This is a genomic window from Chelativorans sp. Marseille-P2723 (genome assembly GCF_902809845.1).
Taxonomy (GTDB): Bacteria; Pseudomonadota; Alphaproteobacteria; order Rhizobiales; family Rhizobiaceae; genus Chelativorans.
Genome location: NZ_CADDWI010000007.1, coordinates 326,496 through 345,488 on the forward strand (window position 1 = coordinate 326,496; position 18,993 = coordinate 345,488).

The following is an 18,993-nucleotide window of genomic DNA, read 5'->3' on the forward strand; positions in this document are numbered from 1 at the left end:
ACAGTGCCCAGTTCTGTGTTGAAGATGACGGGTCCAGCGATCGGGCACCGGCGCCGTTGGCTTGCGCAGGAAGACATCCTGCTCGGCGTGCGCCTCAAGAACGCGCAGGGCAGGACGCTGTCTATGCCGCAGTCGGACCGTGACAAGGTAGCGGCGGAGGGGAGGGCCGTAGGGAACGATCACAAGCGCGCGGAACTCTGCTACGTCATAGTTGAACTTGGACAGCATCCCAGTGAAGTGGCGGTGGCTCCCTCCTGCGCAAAGGCCGTACCTCAGTCCGAGGGAGGTCATCAATGCCTTCGCCATTCACACAGGGCAAGGGCAGTTGCGGGCCATAGTTTTCCGGGTCGCATTATTTCTTGATCCCGGCGAGCCCCTGTTCATCGCTTCCACGAAGGCAGGCGATGATTCATTTGCGCCAAGCTAGGCACGAAGTGCACCACGCTGCCTTCCCTGCGGCTTCAGGCGAACGACTGAAATAGTTAGACGTCAGGGAAGGACAATTTGGTATCACGTGGCATGGTTGCGGAATCCTATTCAACCGCGAATGTCGGGCAACATCGGCCCTGCATCTGGCTAAAGCGCCTGGCGTAACGGGATCACGGTTCCCTCACCAATAACCGTGTTTTTTTCGCTCGTGAGTTTGTCGATGATTTCAATGGCATCCCACCGGGTGAAGGGCTTGTTGATGAGGGGCGCGTGGCGGAACTCCTCCGGCAGAGCTTCCCGCTCGTAGCCGGTAAGAAATGCAAAAGGTATGCCTTTGGCCGTCAGTGACGCGGCAAGCTTCTCCACCGGATAACCGCCAAGATTTGCGTCAAGCAGCGCTGCGTCGAACGCAGCCTTGGCAATGAGGCGGTTTGCGCTCTGGAAATTCATTGCCGGACCAATCACGACGCAGCCTGCCTCCGAGAGCGTCGCTGCGATATCCATCGCGATCAGTGGCTCGTCCTCCACGATCAGGATTCGTTTTCCATGTATGCTGCGTGGCATGCCGCGACGCTGCGTGTGAGCGGAGGTGGTGGCCTCAACCGCTCCGCCCAGATCCACCTTCGCGTGCCGGGAAATAGGCAAGCTGATATTGCAGCGTACTCCTTCCGGTTGATAGTGAATCGTTGCCTCACCTCCGTGGGCCGCAAGGCTCTTTGCTATGAGGGTTGTCCCGAAGCCGCGCCTTTTCGGCTTCTCGACCGCTGGGCCTCCCGCTTCGCGCCATTCTACGTCGAGCATCTGCGGATCGCCATCACGGACGCTCCAGGTGACAGACAGCTTTCCTTCCGGCACTGAAAGCGATCCATATTTGCGCGCGTTCGTACCCAATTCGTGGAGCACCAGCGCCAGGTGCAACGCCGGCTGTGGGTCGAGCGCGAGAGAAGGGCCGGAAAAGGTGATACGATCGTCCTCGCCGTCATTGAGCAGCAACTGGCCGCGCACGAGAGGCAGTACTTCCGTACCTTGCCAGGAGTTGCGGGTAAGAAGATCGTGAGCCAGCGCCAATGCTTGAATTCTGCCGCTGAAGCTTTCAGCAAACTCGGCGGGGCTGCCTGTCAGGTAGACCGTTTGGCTGGCAATGGACTGCACCGTTGCCAGCGTATTCTTGACCCGGTGGTTCAATTCACTGATGAGCAGCCTCTGTAACCTCTCGGCCCGTTTGCGCTCCGAAATGTCGCGCGCCACTTTCGACGCGCCGACAATGCGGCCGGAGCTGTCATAGATGGGGGACACGGTCAGCGAGATGTCGATGCGCCGTCCATCCTTGGTAATCCGCTCCGTCTCGAAGTGCGCAATACGCTCACCCTTATGCAGCCGGCCGAGGATCTCGGCCTCCTGATGATGCAATTCCCGCGGGATGATCGTTGTAACATGCTGCCCGACGATCTCGTTCGCCTCCCATCCGAATATCTGCCGCGCAGCCTCGTTCCAGGAGCGGATGATGCCGTCCGGCGTCTTGCTGATGATGGCATCGGACGAGGACGAGACGATTGCCGCCAGATGAGCGGACTCGACCTGCGCCTTGTGGCGTTCCGTAATGTCGACGACAATATTGACTGTGCCAGTAAGATGACCCATGCCGAAAAGCGGCATGGTGTAGACTACCCCGCGGACCGAATTTCCATCCAGCCGTCTGGCAATAAGCTCGACACCGTCGAGCGGCTTGCCTGTCCTGATGGTCCGTGCTGCCGGGAGATCTTCCGGGGAAAGCGGCGCTTCATCCGTTGCGAAAACTTTATCGAACAGACACCGATCTTTGCCGAGCTCAGGCGTTCGACCGGCAAGTTCGGCAGCGGCCTTATTGCAGAAAGTAAGGGTGCCCTCCGCATCGGTGGTGTAAACTGGCACAGGCAAGGCCGCTAGCAGATCGTAGAAACGCTGCTCGCCATCACGCGCCTGCGCCTCGGCGAGCCGAGCATCAGTAACGTCGACGGTCAGGTATTGAGGATAAAAGCCATTGCTTGGCAGACCGCTGGACGTGATAAGCACGTGGCGCACCGATCCGTCCTTAGCAACCAGGCGAGCGGGATAGCGATGGAGTTTTTCCCCGCCCATCAGCCTTTGCAGAACTTCCTCCGCGGCGTCCTGGTCGGCGTGAAAGTCGGTGATTTTCCGGCCTACATATTCGGACTCATCATAGCCCAGCAGGTCCAGTTCAGCCTTGTTGGCGCGCAATATCGTTCCGTCACGGTCGACGACGTGGAGGGCCACCGCACCATTATCGAAGAAACCGTCCTGGTCATGCCTGCTTTGCCCAGACCTTTGGCTGCTTTGCTGCGCTTCTGCGACGATCTGAAAGCAATTCACGGCGCCGGCAAAAGAACCACCTTCATCGAAAAGCGGTTCTATGTCCACCGTCACCTCGATGCGTGAGCCATCGGCACGCTGCACTACCACGCGGGCGCCGCGAACTGGCCGATGGGTGTGCATCACGACGTGCAGAGGCCACTGGTCTCTAGCAAGGGGTGTCCCATCCGGCAAAAAAAGAGCGAACGTATCGTTAAAGAGCGCTCCCGGTTCACCGGCCTGAGGCTCGAATCCCCACAACTCTACAGCTCGACGGTTGAAAAACCGGATTATGCCGTCCCGATCGCAGCAACACACGCCAATTGGAAGCGATTGCAAAAGGGCGCTCGGCCCAATCAGCTTTTCCAGAGCTTGGGCATTCAGGTCGGAAGTTTTTCTATCGTTCATCATACCCCCGCTAGGGTTTAGCTAGCTGCAACGTGCTCATGGCACTTTTGTTCCATCATTCGCCTGTAGTGACGATAAATCCTTGGATTCGCAGGCATATTGCTTGCGATCTTGATGAAACCGAGGAAGTTGGCCGCGATCTTGTCGTAGAAGGCCCGTTTGCGCAAGCGCGGCTATTTGCCGTGGCGGACCGCCATTCACAAGGCTGAGGGAAGTACGTGCACCGCGGCTGGCCGCTGGCCGGGCCTTGCAACAGCGCTGCGCCTTGGTGTCAGCTATCCACCAAGCGATAATGGATCGTCTGGAGACGGATCAGCCCATCTTCAATAACAAAACTGTCCGAACCGTCGATCGCTCTTCCCCGATGAGAGTTGCCGCGCCATATCAATAGGGCAAAGCGACCGTTCACCTGCTTTGCAAGAAATTCAAATGTGCCGTCCGGCAACTGCTCGGCAAGACGTGCCGCCGATGTGCGGATCGCATCATGTCCAACAGCGTTGGAGTTGACCGTCAACAGGACAACATCCTTGGCATAATTCTTGGCGAGATCTTCCTCCAGCAGATGCCTCTTGCGCTTTTCAAGGTGGTCTTCGAAGACCTGCCGGGTGCTTCTGGGTTTCTCCGTCACGTTAGCGCTTTGCCGAATCGGCATCCACCTCAGCCCTGCTAAGGAACCTGTCCGTTGTGGGAACGAGCTGTTCGCTTAGCCATTCGGCCATTGCTTCCTCCTCCTCCAGGTTTTGCCGACACACGCTCGCAACCTGCTCTTCGCCTAGCGCTTCGGCGGCAGCGATCAATATCTTGTATGAAGCAATCTCCATATGCTCGAATGTATAGCTCGCGAGCGATCCCTTCATGACCTCATCGCCCGCAAACACGCCACTGAGAGATTGCATCATAGCGGTCAGTTTGCCCCCGGCATCCTTCATGGATGAAGTGCTTTCGCCCAATTGATCAAGGCATTCCTGCAAGCGCGCAGCCTGCAGTCTTGTCTCTTCCACGTGTTGAGCAATTCGCGCCCTCAGCTCCGGGTAATTTTCCAGCCGCTCCATCTGGCCATTGAGCATGGTTTCTGCTTGCTGTTCCATGGCGTGTGCGTCACGCAGCCATTGAATGAACCATTCGCGCCGGTCAGTCATTTCGTTGCTCCTTTTTGATCGAGCAGAACTGCCGGAAAGCAAAAATGTTCATTTGCCGGGGCGATGGCAGCATCATCCGGTCAAGCAATTTGCTGGATGCTCCCGGGTTGATCCATGTGAGGCGGGGGTTAGTTAGCTGTAGACCAACGGCAGCAATGCTCGATGGCCGTTTCCGACAGCAGGCGATCACCGTACTTCCTTAGTCTCAGGAAATTGATGGGCCATGAAGCGCTCGATTACTCTGCCGAAAGGCGTCGCCTATCCAGACGATCTTGCTGTTCTGGAGCGCGTATTTCAGCACCTTTGCGAAGAGCATGATATCTCATCCTCTAGCGCCGAGGCAGAGGACCTGGCACAGGCAATGATGTCACTCTTTATGGCCGGTGTGGACGATGAAGGTGAGATGGTGGAAAGCCTTCGCATCTACCTCCAGCGCAGCTCCCGCTTTGAGCGCCGGAAGTGATCGAAGCAGGGGCATGACGGATCAACCGAATGCTCAGGATTCCACGACACGAAGCGTCAATCATTTCTTCAAAATGGAATGTGAACCATGTGCGAAGAATGGGCAGCTTGAAAGTGGCGGAGGGAGAGGACTCTTCGACAAACTCGCTCGAAGCATGCCTCACAGCAGGCCAGCACGCGCCAGTATTCTTAAGTGAATCTTCGCCACCGCACAACTTCTCTGTCCAACACAGGAAGCACCGCGCCCTGTGTGTGGCTTTCACCCCCACAACTTCGAGAGCGCAGCACCGCGCCGCTCTGCGGGCATTTGTAGGTGCTGGGAAGGACCGGGATCCGGACGGGCACGATCTCGCCGGTGTCGGGGTCTGCCGTCTCTTCTCCGGTCGGGAACGTCATGCCTTCGACGCAGAGATAGCCGAACTTCGAGCGCGAGGTTGGCAGGCCGAACGGCGCGCCATCGCGAACGAACTTGATGAAACTCTTCGTGGCCAGCACGCTGATCCGTTCGCGGATCGTGTCCTTGCCACCCAGCCCGGCCTGGTTCTCGAAGCCCTCGGCGAATTGCAGCGCGGTGTAGAGCCGGCCGGCCTCGGCCTCATCGAAGAGCAGTTGAAGGATCACGTCATGTTTGCGCGCGCGCTCGCGCAAGGTCGGATTGCGCGTCAGCTCGCGGATGATCACCGGCGGCACGCCGGCACCGCACGTGGCCTTGCCATTCGTGTGCGCGCCATCATCGGCGCTGACGGAGCTCAGCCGCCGCCGGGCCGGGCAACGAGGGCGCTCGAGACCAGCAGCGCGGCGCCGATGACGACAATTACCCCGCCGGCCCCCAGACCGCCGACGAGCGTGCCGACCGCCACCGGTAGCACCGCTTGCCCGGCCCGGTTTACCGCCAGCCGCAGCGACAGTGCGCTGCCCAATGTGCCGGAGGAGATGATCTCGCCGATCCAGGCCAGCGTCAGCGGCGCGCCGATGCCGAGGCCGAGCCCGGCGACGAAGGCCAGGGCGCCCATCAAAATCGGCGATGCCACCAGCGGGATGAGCGCGATCGCCGCGCCAGACCCCAGAAGAGCCAGCACCAGAAGTCGCTGCCGCGGCATAGCGCGGTAGAGGCGGCCAAAGAAGAGTCGCGACACAACCGAAGCGGCGCCCCGGAGGGCCAGCAGCAGGCCGACGGCAGTCGGACTGAGGCCGCGCTCCGCACCAAACAGTGGCAGGTACAGCACCAGGAGATCCATCGCTGCGAACAGCCCCAGCGAGGCCAAAGTGGCCGGGACGTAGCCCGGCGTCTTCATTATGGTGCAGGTCGTCGACCACATCCCGACGTGGGTGGCGGGTGGCGTCTGCTGCGGCTGGTTCCGGATCAGCAGCGTGCCGGCAAGCAGCACCAGGCTGGCTGCGCATGCCGCCAGCACCACCGGCGCCGTCTCGGGCACCGCCTGCGGACCGGCCAGCATTCCGAACAGCAGGGGCCCTATCATGTGCGCTAGGGATATCATCAGCGTAACATGGCCAAAGCTGGCCGCCTGCCGCTCGCGGCAGGTCTTGCCTGCGGCGCCGTGTTGCCCGGCGACGCCGATGAATTGCGAAAAGCCGGTGGCGGTGCTGAGCAACAAGAGGTTGAGGGCGCTCGGTGTCGCCAGCCACAGACCCATCGCTGCGACCAAGGCCATCACCGAACCCGCGGCCAGGGCTACCGGCTCGCCCAACCTGTCAATGGCCCGGCCAACATGCAAAGCCAGCAGCGCCGGAACCGCCCCGAAGGCGCCGCCGATCAGCCCAATCCAGAGTGCGTCAAGGCCGATGGCCACAGCCTGATAGGTCATCGTGATTCGCAACAGCATCACGATGACCTGGAGCAGGAAAGTATGGCCCAGAAGGGCCAGAAACGACCGGCGTTGGAGAAGCGTCACTTCAGGTCGATCCTCTGGCGCCGGTGCCCGCGCGCGGGAATGCGCGCGGGCCGCCCGACTTCACTCGCCGGTCAGGTACTGCTTGTTGTCATCAAAGAACTTGTTGAAGCTTGCAACGAGCTCGTTGCTCTGCTCCATCGGAAGGCTCAGCGTGATGGCGTCGCGGCCACTGGTCTTCAGCCACTCCTTGTATTCGTCCGAGTTCACAGCGGCCTGATATGCGTCATAGAGCTTCTGAAACGCCTCTGGCTGGTTCTCGGCAAAGTCCCTGGGCACTGCGATGCCGCGGATCGAGCCGAGGTCGGGAAGCGTTTCGGTGATGCCTTTCTCCTTCAGGTACGCGTTCACCGGAACCGCGTCCGGCATCAGACTGGTGCCGGCATCGTTGAACACCGCCAGAGTGCGCACGTCCGGCCCGAGCGCGTAGGTCTCGGATGCATTCGTACAGGTCGCATCTAGGTGGCCGCCGACAACCGCCGAGCGCATTGCCCCACCGCTGGTTTGCGGAACCTCCCGGAACTTGACGCTCAGCAGTCCCTCGAACAGCCGCTTGCAGGCGAGGACCTGAACCGAGCCGATCAACAGACCCATCGTCACCGTGTCGGGCCGGGCGCGCATGTCCTCAACGAAATCGTCCATGGCCGCCCATGGCGAATTGGCGTTCACTACGACGACGACCGGGTCGTTCTGCAGCAGTTCCAACCAGGTCCACTGGTCGGTGCTGTAGTCGACCGGGCTCAGCGCCTCGATGGCGCTGAGATACTGCTGGTTCATCCAGATCAGCGTCTGGCCGTCATGCGGCTTGGCCCAGGTGTATTCCAGGGCGATCTGCATCGCCGCGCCGGGCCGGCTATCGACCAGCACCGGGACGCCCAGTTGCTGCTCCAGCGCTGGGGCCAGTGCACGCGCTCCGGTATCGTCGCTGCCGCCCGGAGCGAAGCCGACGACAATGTTTACCGGGCCGTTTGGGTAGTCCTGCGCCATGGCGGGCAAGCCAGCGGTAGCCAGGACGGCAATGCATGCAGCACCGGCAAGGTGGGTGATCAGGCGATTCATTTGGTCCTCCCTGGTTGACCTTCCTTCGGACCGGTCCCACTGATGGACGTCGGCCGCGGCGAAGATGGACCGCTGCCCTTAAGGCATAGCGCAGGGGCTGGCAGTACGGGAAATAATGAGCTGGCAATCCACTATTCGAAACAGGCATACCGCTGGCATTCGCTGCCGTTATCTCAGCATGACGGATCGGCATGCGAAAGCCAGCGGCACCTGGGCTAGTGTGCTGTGAGTCGCGCCCAGTGCACATTGCCCCGGAGCAAGCCCGTCATGATCGACCGGATAGAGGTCTTCGTCACCGAACTGCCGACCCGCATTCAGCGCACCTTCTCCAGCGGCAGCTACGACACCGGCGCGCCGCAAGACTTATTGGGCAAACCTGTGTTGGTGGCGATTCACGGGGGCGGCGCGGTGGGCTATGGGCAGATCCGCCCGATCAGCCCGGGCCATTTCGTCGCCGACACCGTGCACAGCGTCGTCGCTGCGATCACGGAGATCTACGGCCCGCTTTTGCTGGGCCGCCACCCTTCGGAGTTCGAAGCGGTCCAGGCCGCATTCGACGACCGGTTGGCCGGCAATCCGGCTGCACGAGCGGTGCTGGACAGCGCGCTGCACGACCTGTGGGGAAAACAACTGGGCGTTCCGGTGGCGCGGTTGCTGGGCGGAGTCTCCCAGCCGGTGATTCCGATCGAGTGGTCGGTCAGCATGGCCGCCGATCAGGGCAAAATGCTGGCGGAGGCCGAGCGCGCCGTGCACCAGTTCGGGATCAGAGTGTTGTGCCTGAAAGCGGCGGGCAAGGGTGGCTGGCGACAGGATGTCCGAAACTTGGAAATGGTGCGCAAGGCGCTTGGTCCGGACATCGTCATCGGCGTCGATCCAAACACCGGATGGACTCTGGCCGAGACACTGGCCTTCCTGGCGGCAGTGCGCGACTTCGACCTTGGCTATCTGGAGCAGCCGGTCGAGCGGCGGGACCTGCGAGCGCTTGCGACGATCCGGGCGCAGGCGGGAGGCGTGCCCGTGATGGCGGACGAAAGCCTGTTCACCCTGGCAGACGCCTTCGCGCTGGCCGAGGCACGGGCGGTCGACGTGTTCTGCATTAAGCACTACAAGGTGGGTGGCCTCAGCGCCGCGCGCAAGATCGCCGCCGTCGCCGAGGCAGCGAACATCAAACTGAACTTAGGGGGGCTGGCGGTAACCTCCCAGCTGGAAGCGGCGGCCTCGGCCCATTTCCACGCCGCTTTCCCCGATCGACGGATGTTCGGCGCGGCCGAATTCGCCTTCGCCCTCGACACCGTCGGCCCCGACCCACTGCTTACCGAGCCGGCGCTTGTACTGAAGCACGGCGCTGTCAAGCTGCCAGAGGCACCGGGCCTGGGCGTGGCGGTGGATGCCAAAGCCTTGGATCGGCACACAATCCACCGCGCGGTGGTGACCCCCTAATCCGCGGCCGCGGCACTCTTGCGTGCTGCGGTCCGCATCTTCCCCATTACGAAGCGCGCAGTCAGATGCGGCGCCAGACTGGCGATGAAATCCAGCACGAAGTGACGCACATAGGTGCTGGGCCTGATGGTGACGGTCGAGATCGACGAAGCGAAGAGGTGGCCGCAATCGCGCGCGGCAAGCTCGACGTCATGTTCAGGCACGTAGGCGACGCTGGTCAGGATGGCAAGGCCAAGTCCCATCGCCGCATAGGTCTTGCAGACGTCGGCGTCGATCGCCGACAATATCACCTTGGGCTCTATACCCGCCTTGCGGAACTCGCCCATCACCTTCCAGCGACCGGTATAGCGGGGGTCGTAGCTGATGATCGGGTAGCAGGCGATGTCGTGAAGTGTGATCTCGGGCAGCGCGAAGATCGGGTGACCTTTGGTGGCCACCACGCTGCGGGTCAGCTCCAGGCAGGGCAACTTCACCAAGCGCGGATAGGTTTTCACTGTCTCGGGGCCAAGGGCAAGATCGGCCTCCCCATCCTCCACCATTTGGCAGATCTGCTCGGGATCGCCCTGCTTAAACACGAGCTGCACCCCGGGGTAACGGCCGATGAAGTCCTTCGCCACCCGCGGCAGCACGTAGCGCGCTTGCGTATGCGTGGTTCCGATGGTCAGCACACCGCGGTCACGGGCCTTGGCATCCTCGCCGAGTGAGCGCAGCGCCTCGATCTCCGCGGTCACACGGTCGGCGATGGCCAGAACCTGTGCACCGTGTTCGGTCAGGCCAATGATGCGGTTGCGGGTGCGGGTGAATATCTCGAACCCGAGCTCGCTTTCCAACAGCTGAATTTGCCGGCTGACGCCGGGCTGCGACGTGTTCAGCGAATCCGCTGCGGCCGACAGATGATTACCTTGTCGGACGATCTCGGACACGTAGCGGAGTTGCTGGAGTTTCATGATGACAGCATAGCCCGAAATCATCCCAGAATGTCAAATCATTCTGTGACCACATACTGAGCGGGATGCTAGCCTTCCTTCAAGACACCCAAGCGCCTCCCTGCCTCGCGGTGACAGGGCGCGGTGGGAGGATCAACCACATGTGCCACGGACGGATGGATGACTTGCGCTGACCTGACCGAACCCTATGACGTCGTCATCGTAGGCGGCGGCAATGCCGCGCTCTGCGCGGCGATCTCGGCCGCCGACGAAGGCGCCCATGTTCTCGTGCTTGAACGGGCACCGAAGGAGGAGCGCGGCGGCAACAGCACCTTCACCGACGGAAAGTTTCGTGCTGTCTATAATGGCGTGGAGGATGTCACCGCTCTGGTGCCCGACCTGACCGAGTCCGAGATCGCGACCACCGACTTCGGTGCCTATTCCGAGGCCGACTTCTTCGACGACATGGCGCGGATCACCCAGTACCGCACCGACCCCGATTTGTGCGAAATCCTGGTCCGGAACAGCCGCGACATCCTGTTCTGGCTGAAGGACCACGGCGTCCGGTTCATGGCCAACTACGGCCGCCAAGCCTATCGTGTCGACGGTCGTTTCAAATTCTGGGGTGGTACAACACTGGTCGTTGCCGCGGGCGGGCCCGGACTGGTCGACGCGTTGTATGCGCGGGCCGAGAAATTGGGGGTCGAGATCCGCTACGAAACCTGGGTGCGCGACCTAATTTACGATCAGCACAGCGTTTCGGGCGTGGTCGCGGTCTCGGGTGGCGCGACTCAGCGGATCTACGCCCGCGCCGTAGTGCTGGCCTGCGGCAGCTTCGAAGCGAGTGCCGAGATGCGCGCCAAGTACCTGGGGCCGGGCTGGGACCTGGCCAAGGTCCGCGGCAGTCGCTTCAACACCGGAGACGGCCTTGAGATGGCGCTGCGCATCGGTGCCCAGCCGAGGGGCCACTGGTCGGGCTGCCATGCCACGGCGTGGGAGCGATATGCCTCGGATTTCGGCGACATGGCGCAGACGCCACATTACCAGCGCCATAGCTACACCTTCGGGATCGTCGTCAATAGCGCCGGGCAGCGGTTCATCGACGAAGGCGCCGACTTCCGCAACTACACCTATGCCAAGTACGGCAAGGAAGTGCTGAAACAGCCTGGACAGGTCGCCTGGCAGATCTACGACAGCAAGGTGCTGCACCTGCTGACCGATGAGTACCGCACCCGCTTCGTCACCAAGGTGCGGTCGGACACACTGGAGGGGCTGATCGCACAGTTGGACGAGGTGGACCCCGAGGGGCTACGCCGCACCATCGCTGAGTTCAACGCCGCGGTGCAGACCGAGGTGCCGTTCGACCCCAACTCCAGCGACGGGCGCGGCGCGCCGGGGCTGCCGGTGCCACGCACGAACTGGGCGAACACCATAGACACCGGCCCCTTCGAGGCATACGCCGTCACCTGCGGCATCACCTTCGCCTTCGGCGGGCTGCACATCACCAACGAGGGTCAGGTGGTCGACACCGCCCACCGGCCGATCCCCGGTCTATTCGCCGCCGGCGAAATGGTGGGGGGCCTGTTCTACTTCAATTACCCGGGTGCAAGCGGCCTGACCAGCGGCGCAGTCTTTGGCCGGCTTGCCGGCAAGCATGCGGCGCGCGCGGCTCGCAGCCTTGTTACCCAGCCGGCAACGGCGATCTCTTGAGCAAGAAAGGAAGCAGCATGAACATTGCCGCAAAGACCGAGATGCCGACCCGGGCGCTGGCCGACTTCGCCGTCGGATTGAAGTACGAGGATTTGTCGCCCGAAGTCATCGAAATGGCCAAGCGCTGCATCCTCGACAGCCTGGGCTGCGGCCTCTACGGCGCCACTAAGGATTGGAGCCACTCGGTCGCGCGCGTTGTCGGCCGGCTGGGCCAGGCACAGACCGCCAGCGTCTGGGGCATGAACATGAAGGCCGACCCACTGGGCGCGGTCTTCGTCAACGGCACTGCGGCGCAGGGATTCGAACTGGACGATTGCCACGACCAGTCGATGTCGCACTACGGCGCCGGTGTGGTGCCTCCGGTGATCGCGGTGTCGGAGGCCTTCGGCAAGTTCACCGGCAAAGACATGGTTCTGGCCGTGGTCGTCGGTTATGAGCTCGGTGCGCGGATCGGCAACACCGTCAGTCCCAGCGCGTTCCACCGCGGCTTCCACCCCTGCGGCCTGACCAGCACCTTCGCCTCGGCAGCGACCACGGCCAAGCTGCTGGCCCTCGACGTTGACCAGTTCGTCAGCGCGCTCGGCCTGGCCGGTTCGCAGGCGGCGGGTCTGATGGCCTCCCAGTTTGGCGCGATGGCCAAGCGGTTCCACTCGGGTAAGGCGGCGCAGAACGGCATCATCGCCGCGATGAGCGCGCAAGAGGGCCTGACCGGCGTGCGCGATGTGCTGGAGGCGCCCTATGGCGGCTTCTGCTCGACCTATGCCGAAAAGTACAACCTGGATTGGGCGACCAACGGCCTGGGCACCGACTTCGAGATTCTCAAGAACGGGTTCAAGCAGTACTCGTCCCTCGCCTCCAGTCAGACCTCGGTCGACGCACTGCGGGCGATCCGCGCGCGCGAGGGGATCCGCGGCGAGGATGTCGCCAAGGTGGTCATCGGTACCACGCACATGGTGCATGTCCACTGCGGATGGCCCTATGAGCCGGCCGAAACCATCACCGCGCAGATGAACCTGCCCTACACCGCCGCGGTGACGCTGCTGGAGGGGACCGCCTTCGTCGACCAGTACACGGACGACAAGCTGCACGATCCCAAGATCGTCGATCTGGCGAATCGCATCGAGGTGGTGGTGGATCCCAAGTTGGACGCCGGAGGCCCGCACGAGATGCGAGCGGTGCATGCTGTGGTCACGATGAAAGACGGCCGCACCTTCGAGCAGGACGTCACCTATCGCAGCGGCCACTGGCGCAACCCGCTGTCGGACGAGACCATGATGTCGAAGTTCCGCGACCTGGCCGGCCGGGTGCTGACGGACGCGGCGGTCGACGAGATCGCGGCGACCGTGCAGGGCCTAGACAATGTAACCGAGCCCGGACCGGCGCTGGGCCGCGCGCTGCAGACATTGCGGGGCTGAGCGAGGCGGCCCGACGACAAGGGAGGAGCGTCGTCATGACGACATCGGGAAACCGGACCGAACTGGTGATGCGGCTGGCGGTGCCAACCGCAATCATGCTGGCCAGCCTGTGGTACCTCGGCTCGCTGTGGGACGTGCGGATGCGGGCGCAGAACCTGATCCTGGTCCGCCCGGTCGTGGTGGCGATGCTCCCCTTCTACCTTTGGATCATCGTCTGGGAAATCCGCCGCCACAGCGCCCTTCCGGCGGCGCAGGAGGCGGGAACCTCCGCTGCGGTCAACGTGCGCGATCAAGTGGCGTTCATGTGCGTCTCCGTGGTTGCGGTACTGCTGTTCTACCTTTTTGGCGCGGTGCCGGCGACCGCGGTGCTGCTGGTCGTGAGCATGTGGATCCTGCGTTTCAGAAAGCCGGTGGTGCTGATCCTGGCACCCGTGCTGACCAGTCTGTTGCTTTGGCTGATCTTCGTCCAGGTCTTCGGTATTCGCATGCCGCTGTTCCTGACGCCCTGGTGAAGCAAGAGCCTTCAAACAACCAATGCACGTCAAGGGAGGGACGGCATGATTGACACGCAAATGATGGGGCAGGCGTTCGCGCTGCTTCTGGACTGGCAGTTGCTGTGGTTGATTCCGGCCGGGCTACTGTACGGCGTCATCGTGGGCGCTATCCCCGGGATGACCGCCAGCCTGGGGATCGCGCTGGTGATGCCCTTCACCTTCCACATGACCGCCATCGAAGCGCTGGTGTTCCTGTCTTCGATCTTCACCGGCGGGGTCTATGGCGGCTCCATCACGGCCATCATCCTGAACATGCCAGGCTCGCCCGCCTCGGCCGCGACAGGGTTCGATGGCTTTGCCATGGCGCGCAACGGACAGCAGAACGAAGCGCAAGGCTATGCCATCGGCGCCTCGGCGCTGGGTTCGCTGTTTGCCGCCGTCTTGGTGCTTGTGCTGCTGAAGCCCATCGCAACCTTCGCGCTGATGTTTGGCCCGGTCGAGATGCTGATGGTCGGGGTTTTCGCACTGACGATCGTAGCCTCGTTCAAGGGCGAGACGCTTGGCAAGGGTATCCTCGCCGGCGGCTTAGGTCTACTGTTGGGAACTGTCGGGGTCAGCTGGGGCGGCGTCTACCGCGCCACCTTTGGCAACATGTGGCTGATCGACGGGCTGCCGGTTGTGCCGGTGATCCTGGGGATCCTCGCGATGCCGGGCCTGTTCGCTCTCGCCGGCGAAAGCTTTGTCGTCAATGACGCGCTGCTGCGGCGTCCGAACTTTCGCAAACAGCTGCACGGCATGATCGACAGTGCCCGTTACAAGATGTTACTTCTCCGCTCGACGCTCATCGGTGTCGTGGTCGGCGCGCTGCCGGCCGCCGGCTCGTCCGTCGCCTCGCTGGTGTCGTGGCACAGCGCCAAGCAGTCAGAGAAGAATAATACCATCGGTGACGGCGATTCGCGCGGTGTCATCGCATCCGAATCGGCGAACAACGCCTCCGAGATGGGCTCGACCGCCGTGATGCTGGCACTGGGAATTCCCGGCGGCGGAGCCACCGCGATCATGCTGGGCGCCTTCCTGATCCACGGGCTGACCCCCGGCCCGCGCCTGCTGGCCGAGAACCTCGATCTCGGTTATGCGGTGTTCCTGGCCCAGTTCCTGCAGGTCGCGCTTCTGCCGATCGCCGGGCTGCTCGTCATCGCCTTCAGCACCTGGATCCTGAAGGTGCCGAATCAGGTGTTGGTGCCGATCGTTCTGGCGATCACCTGCTGGGGCGTGTTCGCGACGCGCGAGACCTTCTTTGACATCGGCCTGCTGATCGGTTTCGGCCTTCTGGCCTATGTCATGCAGCGCTACGGCTATCCTCCGATCGCGCTGCTGCTGGGCATCATCCTGTCCGACATGCTGGAGCCCGAGTTGATCCGCGCCGTGGCCACCTTCGACGCGGTAAACCTGCCAAACGTCATACTCACCCGGCCGATCCCGCTGGTGCTGGTGCTACTGACGATCATCAGTCTCTACTATTCCTTCCGGCGCCGGGCGCAGGTGAAGGCCAACGACCCGGAGACAGCATAAATGAATAACGTGCCCACCAGTGGAGCCACGGTCGCGCAACGGCTGGCGCATGAGCTGATCGCTTCGGCACGCGCCTCGCGAATCGACGAGGATGCCCGGCACGGGGCCGAGAGGGTCCTGCTGGACAGCCTGGCCTGCGCGTTGGGCGCCAGTGACTCGCCCGCGGTGCAGGCGGGGCAGAGCGACTGGCCGGCGCGCCCAAGTCGACGATTCTCGGGACGGGGCAAAGCTGCTCAGTCATGGGGGCGGCGTTGGTCAATTCGACCATGATCCGCGACCTCGACATGAACGACACGTACTTCTCGACCAATCCCACCCATGCCTCCGACGCTTTGGGGGCCGTGATTGCGGTAGCCGAGGCAGAGGGGTCGACTGCGGACGAACTGATCCATGCGGTTCTGGTCGCTTTCGAGATCCAGATGCGGGCGGCCGAGTTCAGCGAGGTCTCATACTTCCGCAAACTTGGCTGGGATCACACCTTCTTCATCTCGGTCGCCGCTGCGGCCGCCTGCGGGCTGCTACTGAAGCTATCCGAGGAGCAAATGGCTCACGCCCTGGGAATCGCCGGCTGCTATCCGGTGCTGGGCGGGCTGCGCGCGGGCCAGATCTCGATGATGAAGTCGATCAGCGCCGGCCAGACCGCCGCACGAGGGCTCGAGGCGGCGTATCTGGCGCGCGAGGGCGTCACCGGCGCACTGGCGATCTTCGAGGGCGAGCGCGGTGTCTCGGCCAATGCGATTGGGAACTGCGACTGGAATCTTTTCGCGGGGCCCTTCGGAGACTGGCGGCTGCCGCGCGCCTGCCTGAAGCGCTACCCGGCCGCCTACATCATTCACAGCGCCATCGACTGCGCACTGCAAATCGCCCAGCAGCCTGGCTATGATCCCGCAAAGGTGTCGCAGGTCGAAGTCGCCGCTTTCGGCTGGTTGGTCGAGGACATGGTCGACGGCATGGGCGGCACCTCGCGCTACCTGATCGACCGACGCGAAACTGCCGACCACAGCCTGCCATTTTGCGTCGCCGCGGCCCTGTGCGATGGTCGCTACGGCGTGGCGCAGCTGAAGGCCGCCCGCTGGGCCGACGCCGACCTTCAGGCAATGCTGGAGCGCGTGACCTGCGTCAATGACCCGGCGATGGATCCGCGTTTTCCGACCGAGCGCCCGTCGCGTGTCGAGGTTCGTTTCACCGACGGGCGCAGGTGCAGCGCCGAGTTTGCCTATCCCAAGGGCGATCCACGCGACCCGCTGTCCGACGCCGACCTGATCGCCAAGCTCGACAGTCTGGCACCCGCAGCGATGAATTCCGCGGCACGCCGGCGGCTGGCAGAGACCGCCCTCGAATTTCGAAACCGTACGGTGGCCGATCTGGTCGCCGCCGCGGTGATCCAACCTGCGGAGTGACCCGATGACCCTTGCCCGAACCTATGCCGACTTCATCGCCGGCCTGAGCGCCGCCACGATCCCCCCCGAGGTGCGGCGCGCTGCCTATCTGCATGTGGTCGACTCGATCGGCGTCAGCATCGCCGGCGCCGCGCCGGACGAGGAGAGCGGGCAGGCGGCGCGACGGCTGGCGGCGAAGTGGAAGGGCAAGGGAGCGACTCTATTCGGCCTGGACGCCGAGGCGCGGGCCGNGGGTGCCGCCGCACTCCGGGCGGGTGATCGCCTCGCTGGATCCGTCGACTGAGGAGGTCTGGGCCGAGGTGGCCGAGGCCGATGCGGACGACATCGACCGCGCGGTCGAGGCAGCGCGGGCCGCGATGAAGGGCCCGTGGGGTCGCACCCTGACCGCCAGCCAGCGCGGAGGGCTGATGCAGAAGCTGGCGGCGCTGATCCGGCGCGACGCGCAGCTACTGGCCGAGGTGGAAAGCCGCGACAACGGCAAGCCGCTGCGCGACACCTTGGGCGAGGTCAACCGCGCCGCCGACTGGATCACCTATTTCGCCGGCGCGGCTGACAAGATTCTGGGCGAGCAGATCCCGTATCGCCCCGACGCGCTGGCCTATACCCGGCGCGAACCGGTGGGCGTGGTGGCGGCGATCCTGCCCTGGAACTCGCCGATCTCGCTGTCGTCGTGGAAGCTTGGCCCCGCGCTTGCCGCCGGGAACGCCGTGATCCTGAAGCCTGCCGAGCAGACGCCGGCCAGCTTACTGGAGATCGCACGTCTGGCCGAGGAGGCTGGGTTCCCGCCCGGCGTCATCAACGTGGTGCCGGGCTTCGGAACGGTGGCAGGGGCGGCGCTGGTCGCGCATCCGGGTGTGAACAAGATATCGTTCACCGGCGACCACCACACCGCGCGGCGGATCATGGCCGCGGGCGCCGGCAGCCTGAAGCGCTGTACTTTTGAATGCGGCGGCAAGTCGCCCCACATCGTCTTTGCCGACGCCGACGTAGATAAGGCGCTAACGGTGGCGATCCACTCGGCCTTCCGCTCTACCGGACAGTCCTGCTCGCTGGGCTCGCGCTTGTTCATCGAACGGCCGCTCTACGACAGCTTTTCCGCCGCCTTGGTCGAGCGGGTGCGCAAGATACGTGTCGGCATGCCACTGGACCCGCGCACCCATATCGGTCCGCAGACCTCGGCCGAGCAGCTGGAGAAGACCCGTCGCTATATTAGGCTAGGTTCCGAGGAGGGTGCGCGCCTTCTGCTAGGCGGCGGCCGTCCGAAGGGATTCGAACGCGGTTATTTCGTCGAGCCGACGATCTTTGGGGAGGTCGACAACCGCTCGCGCCTGGCGCAGGAGGAGGTCTTCGGCCCGGTGCTGGCGCTCCTGCCCTTCGACACCGAGGACGAAGTGGTCGAGAAGGCCAACGACGTGCCCTATGGTCTTGTCTCGGGCCTGTGGACGAAGGACGTCACGCGCGCCCACCGTGTCGCGGCGCAGCTGGAGGCTGGGCTGGTTTCGGTCAACACCTTCCGGCCCGTGCACTGGATGCTGCCCTACGGTGGTTACAAGCAAAGCGGGGTCGGCCGAGAGAACGGGCTCGAGGTGCTGCATGAGTATCTGGAGACCAAAACCGTCGTGGTCGAACTGGCCGAAGGTCCGCCTGCAGATCCCTTCGCCGACTAGGAACAGGGACGTCCCGGTCCGCCGGGGCGCCCTTCCGTCGGCCTGCCGCTATGCCTCCCCATAGTGCAGCCGCCGGAACATCGCCGAGGGGATCGTCTCGTCGATGTCCAGATCCCACACCGCCGAGTTCTCGCTACCCTGGTAGGCACGCAACAGCGCGTCCATGCCGCCGGGTGCCCGCAGCTTCTCGCCCTGGTGCCCGAAGGCTCTGGCTAGCGCGGCAAAGTCGGGACGGCCGGTGACGGTCTGGGCCGGATCCTTGCCCTTGGCGCGGAACTTGTGTGCTTCGGCACTGTAGGCGCCGTCATTCATCACCACGGTCAGCAGCCGGATACCGTGGCGCTGCATCGTCTCCAACTCCTGGATGTGCATCATCATGCTGCCGTCGCCCTCGACCAGCACCACCTTGCCGTCGCCCCGCGCCGCGGCGATGCCGATGGCGGCGCCGATGGCCGAGCCGATGGCGCTGAACGCGGTGATCGGGTGATAACGCTGCGGCGCCCGGCCCTTCAGATGCGTCAGCACGAAGTTGAAGAAGTGCCCGGTGCCGCAGACGATGTCCCAGTCGGGCGGGATCGCACGATCCAGCTCCAACATCGCCTTGCGTGGATCC

17 protein-coding genes are annotated in these 18,993 nt (G+C 63.3%); 9 read left to right on the plus strand and 8 right to left on the minus strand.

Annotation, left to right across the window (positions count from 1 at the left end; genetic code table 11):
• Positions 1 to 576: 576 nt before the first annotated feature.
• The 3 genes from HUS57_RS01605 to HUS57_RS01615 form a co-directional block, all read right to left on the minus strand.
• Positions 577 to 3,189 (minus strand): PAS domain S-box protein, encoded by a 2,613-nt coding sequence (locus HUS57_RS01605; protein ID WP_348640549.1) that lies wholly within the window; start codon positions 3,187 to 3,189, stop codon positions 577 to 579.
• A gap of 268 nt (positions 3,190 to 3,457) precedes the next feature.
• A complete protein-coding gene (locus HUS57_RS01610) occupies positions 3,458 to 3,814 on the minus strand; it encodes a nuclear transport factor 2 family protein (RefSeq protein WP_173931179.1) in 357 nt (118 codons plus the stop codon).
• Position 3,815: 1 nt separating this feature from the next.
• Positions 3,816 to 4,325, minus strand: a complete 510-nt coding sequence (locus HUS57_RS01615) for a ferritin-like domain-containing protein (protein ID WP_173931180.1) — start codon at positions 4,323 to 4,325, stop codon at positions 3,816 to 3,818.
• A gap of 223 nt (positions 4,326 to 4,548) precedes the next feature.
• Between HUS57_RS01615 and HUS57_RS01620 the strand changes: the two genes are divergently transcribed.
• A complete protein-coding gene (locus HUS57_RS01620; protein WP_173931181.1) occupies positions 4,549 to 4,788 on the plus strand; it encodes a hypothetical protein in 240 nt (79 codons plus the stop codon).
• 188 nt (positions 4,789 to 4,976) lie between these two features.
• Here HUS57_RS01620 and HUS57_RS01625 read toward each other — a convergent pair whose 3' ends face one another.
• Genes HUS57_RS01625 through HUS57_RS01635 form a run of 3 tightly spaced genes read right to left on the minus strand, consistent with a single transcriptional unit; the run spans position 4,977 to position 7,756 of the window.
• On the minus strand, positions 4,977 to 5,477 hold the full coding sequence (locus HUS57_RS01625; protein ID WP_173931182.1) for a hypothetical protein: 501 nt from the start codon (positions 5,475 to 5,477) through the stop codon (positions 4,977 to 4,979).
• 59 nt (positions 5,478 to 5,536) lie between these two features.
• Positions 5,537 to 6,700, minus strand: coding sequence for an MFS transporter (locus HUS57_RS01630; RefSeq protein WP_173931183.1), 1,164 nt, complete (start codon positions 6,698 to 6,700; stop codon positions 5,537 to 5,539).
• A 60-nt stretch (positions 6,701 to 6,760) separates the two neighbouring features.
• Complete coding sequence (locus HUS57_RS01635) at positions 6,761 to 7,756, minus strand: tripartite tricarboxylate transporter substrate binding protein (RefSeq protein ID WP_173931184.1); 996 nt, start codon at positions 7,754 to 7,756, stop codon at positions 6,761 to 6,763.
• Between the two features lie 267 nt (positions 7,757 to 8,023).
• Between HUS57_RS01635 and HUS57_RS01640 the strand changes: the two genes are divergently transcribed.
• Positions 8,024 to 9,196, plus strand: a complete 1,173-nt coding sequence (locus HUS57_RS01640) for an enolase C-terminal domain-like protein (RefSeq protein WP_173931185.1) — start codon at positions 8,024 to 8,026, stop codon at positions 9,194 to 9,196.
• Here HUS57_RS01640 and HUS57_RS01645 read toward each other — a convergent pair.
• Complete coding sequence (locus tag HUS57_RS01645) at positions 9,193 to 10,167, minus strand: LysR substrate-binding domain-containing protein (RefSeq protein WP_210256038.1); 975 nt, start codon at positions 10,165 to 10,167, stop codon at positions 9,193 to 9,195. The genes HUS57_RS01640 and HUS57_RS01645 overlap by 4 nt on opposite strands.
• A gap of 135 nt (positions 10,168 to 10,302) precedes the next feature.
• On the opposite strand from HUS57_RS01645, the gene tcuA reads away from it, so the two are divergent.
• The 7 genes from tcuA (at position 10,303) to HUS57_RS01675 (ending at position 18,380) form a co-directional block, all read left to right on the plus strand.
• Positions 10,303 to 11,832: an FAD-dependent tricarballylate dehydrogenase TcuA gene (gene tcuA / locus HUS57_RS01650; RefSeq protein WP_173931186.1), complete on the plus strand. Its 1,530-nt coding sequence runs from the start codon at positions 10,303 to 10,305 to the stop codon at positions 11,830 to 11,832.
• 17 nt (positions 11,833 to 11,849) lie between these two features.
• Positions 11,850 to 13,247, plus strand: a complete 1,398-nt coding sequence (locus HUS57_RS01655; protein WP_173931187.1) for an MmgE/PrpD family protein — start codon at positions 11,850 to 11,852, stop codon at positions 13,245 to 13,247.
• Positions 13,248 to 13,282: 35 nt separating this feature from the next.
• Positions 13,283 to 13,759: a tripartite tricarboxylate transporter TctB family protein gene (locus HUS57_RS01660; protein ID WP_173931188.1), complete on the plus strand. Its 477-nt coding sequence runs from the start codon at positions 13,283 to 13,285 to the stop codon at positions 13,757 to 13,759.
• Positions 13,760 to 13,804: 45 nt separating this feature from the next.
• Positions 13,805 to 15,313: a tripartite tricarboxylate transporter permease gene (locus HUS57_RS01665; RefSeq protein WP_173931189.1), complete on the plus strand. Its 1,509-nt coding sequence runs from the start codon at positions 13,805 to 13,807 to the stop codon at positions 15,311 to 15,313.
• 185 nt (positions 15,314 to 15,498) lie between these two features.
• A complete protein-coding gene (locus HUS57_RS01670; RefSeq protein ID WP_173931221.1) occupies positions 15,499 to 16,713 on the plus strand; it encodes an MmgE/PrpD family protein in 1,215 nt (404 codons plus the stop codon).
• A 4-nt stretch (positions 16,714 to 16,717) separates the two neighbouring features.
• On the plus strand, positions 16,718 to 16,996 hold the full coding sequence (locus HUS57_RS17790; RefSeq protein WP_210256039.1) for an MmgE/PrpD family protein: 279 nt from the start codon (positions 16,718 to 16,720) through the stop codon (positions 16,994 to 16,996).
• 16 nt (positions 16,997 to 17,012) lie between these two features.
• Positions 17,013 to 18,380 carry an aldehyde dehydrogenase gene (locus HUS57_RS01675; RefSeq protein WP_246727690.1) on the plus strand — a complete coding sequence of 456 codons (1,368 nt, stop codon included), beginning with the start codon at positions 17,013 to 17,015 and terminating at the stop codon, positions 18,378 to 18,380.
• A 48-nt stretch (positions 18,381 to 18,428) separates the two neighbouring features.
• On the opposite strand, the gene HUS57_RS01680 is transcribed toward HUS57_RS01675, so the two are convergent.
• The coding region (locus HUS57_RS01680) for a thiamine pyrophosphate-dependent enzyme (RefSeq protein WP_246727691.1) at positions 18,429 to 18,993 on the minus strand (565 nt) is incomplete at its 5' end.

Excerpts from the sequence above, each read along its gene's own strand:
- HUS57_RS01605 (WP_348640549.1), bottom strand. The coding sequence starts at position 3,189 with ATGATGAACGATAGAAAAACTTCCGACCTGAATGCCCAAGCTCTGGAA.
- HUS57_RS01615 (WP_173931180.1), bottom strand. The coding sequence starts at position 4,325 with ATGACTGACCGGCGCGAATGGTTCATTCAATGGCTGCGTGACGCACAC.
- HUS57_RS01620 (WP_173931181.1), top strand. The coding sequence starts at position 4,549 with ATGAAGCGCTCGATTACTCTGCCGAAAGGCGTCGCCTATCCAGACGAT.
- HUS57_RS01635 (WP_173931184.1), bottom strand. The coding sequence starts at position 7,756 with ATGAATCGCCTGATCACCCACCTTGCCGGTGCTGCATGCATTGCCGTC.
- HUS57_RS01640 (WP_173931185.1), top strand. The coding sequence starts at position 8,024 with ATGATCGACCGGATAGAGGTCTTCGTCACCGAACTGCCGACCCGCATT.
- HUS57_RS01645 (WP_210256038.1), bottom strand. The coding sequence starts at position 10,167 with ATGATTTCGGGCTATGCTGTCATCATGAAACTCCAGCAACTCCGCTAC.
- tcuA (WP_173931186.1), top strand. The coding sequence starts at position 10,303 with ATGACTTGCGCTGACCTGACCGAACCCTATGACGTCGTCATCGTAGGC.
- HUS57_RS01655 (WP_173931187.1), top strand. The coding sequence starts at position 11,850 with ATGAACATTGCCGCAAAGACCGAGATGCCGACCCGGGCGCTGGCCGAC.
- HUS57_RS01660 (WP_173931188.1), top strand. The coding sequence starts at position 13,283 with ATGACGACATCGGGAAACCGGACCGAACTGGTGATGCGGCTGGCGGTG.
- HUS57_RS01665 (WP_173931189.1), top strand. The coding sequence starts at position 13,805 with ATGATTGACACGCAAATGATGGGGCAGGCGTTCGCGCTGCTTCTGGAC.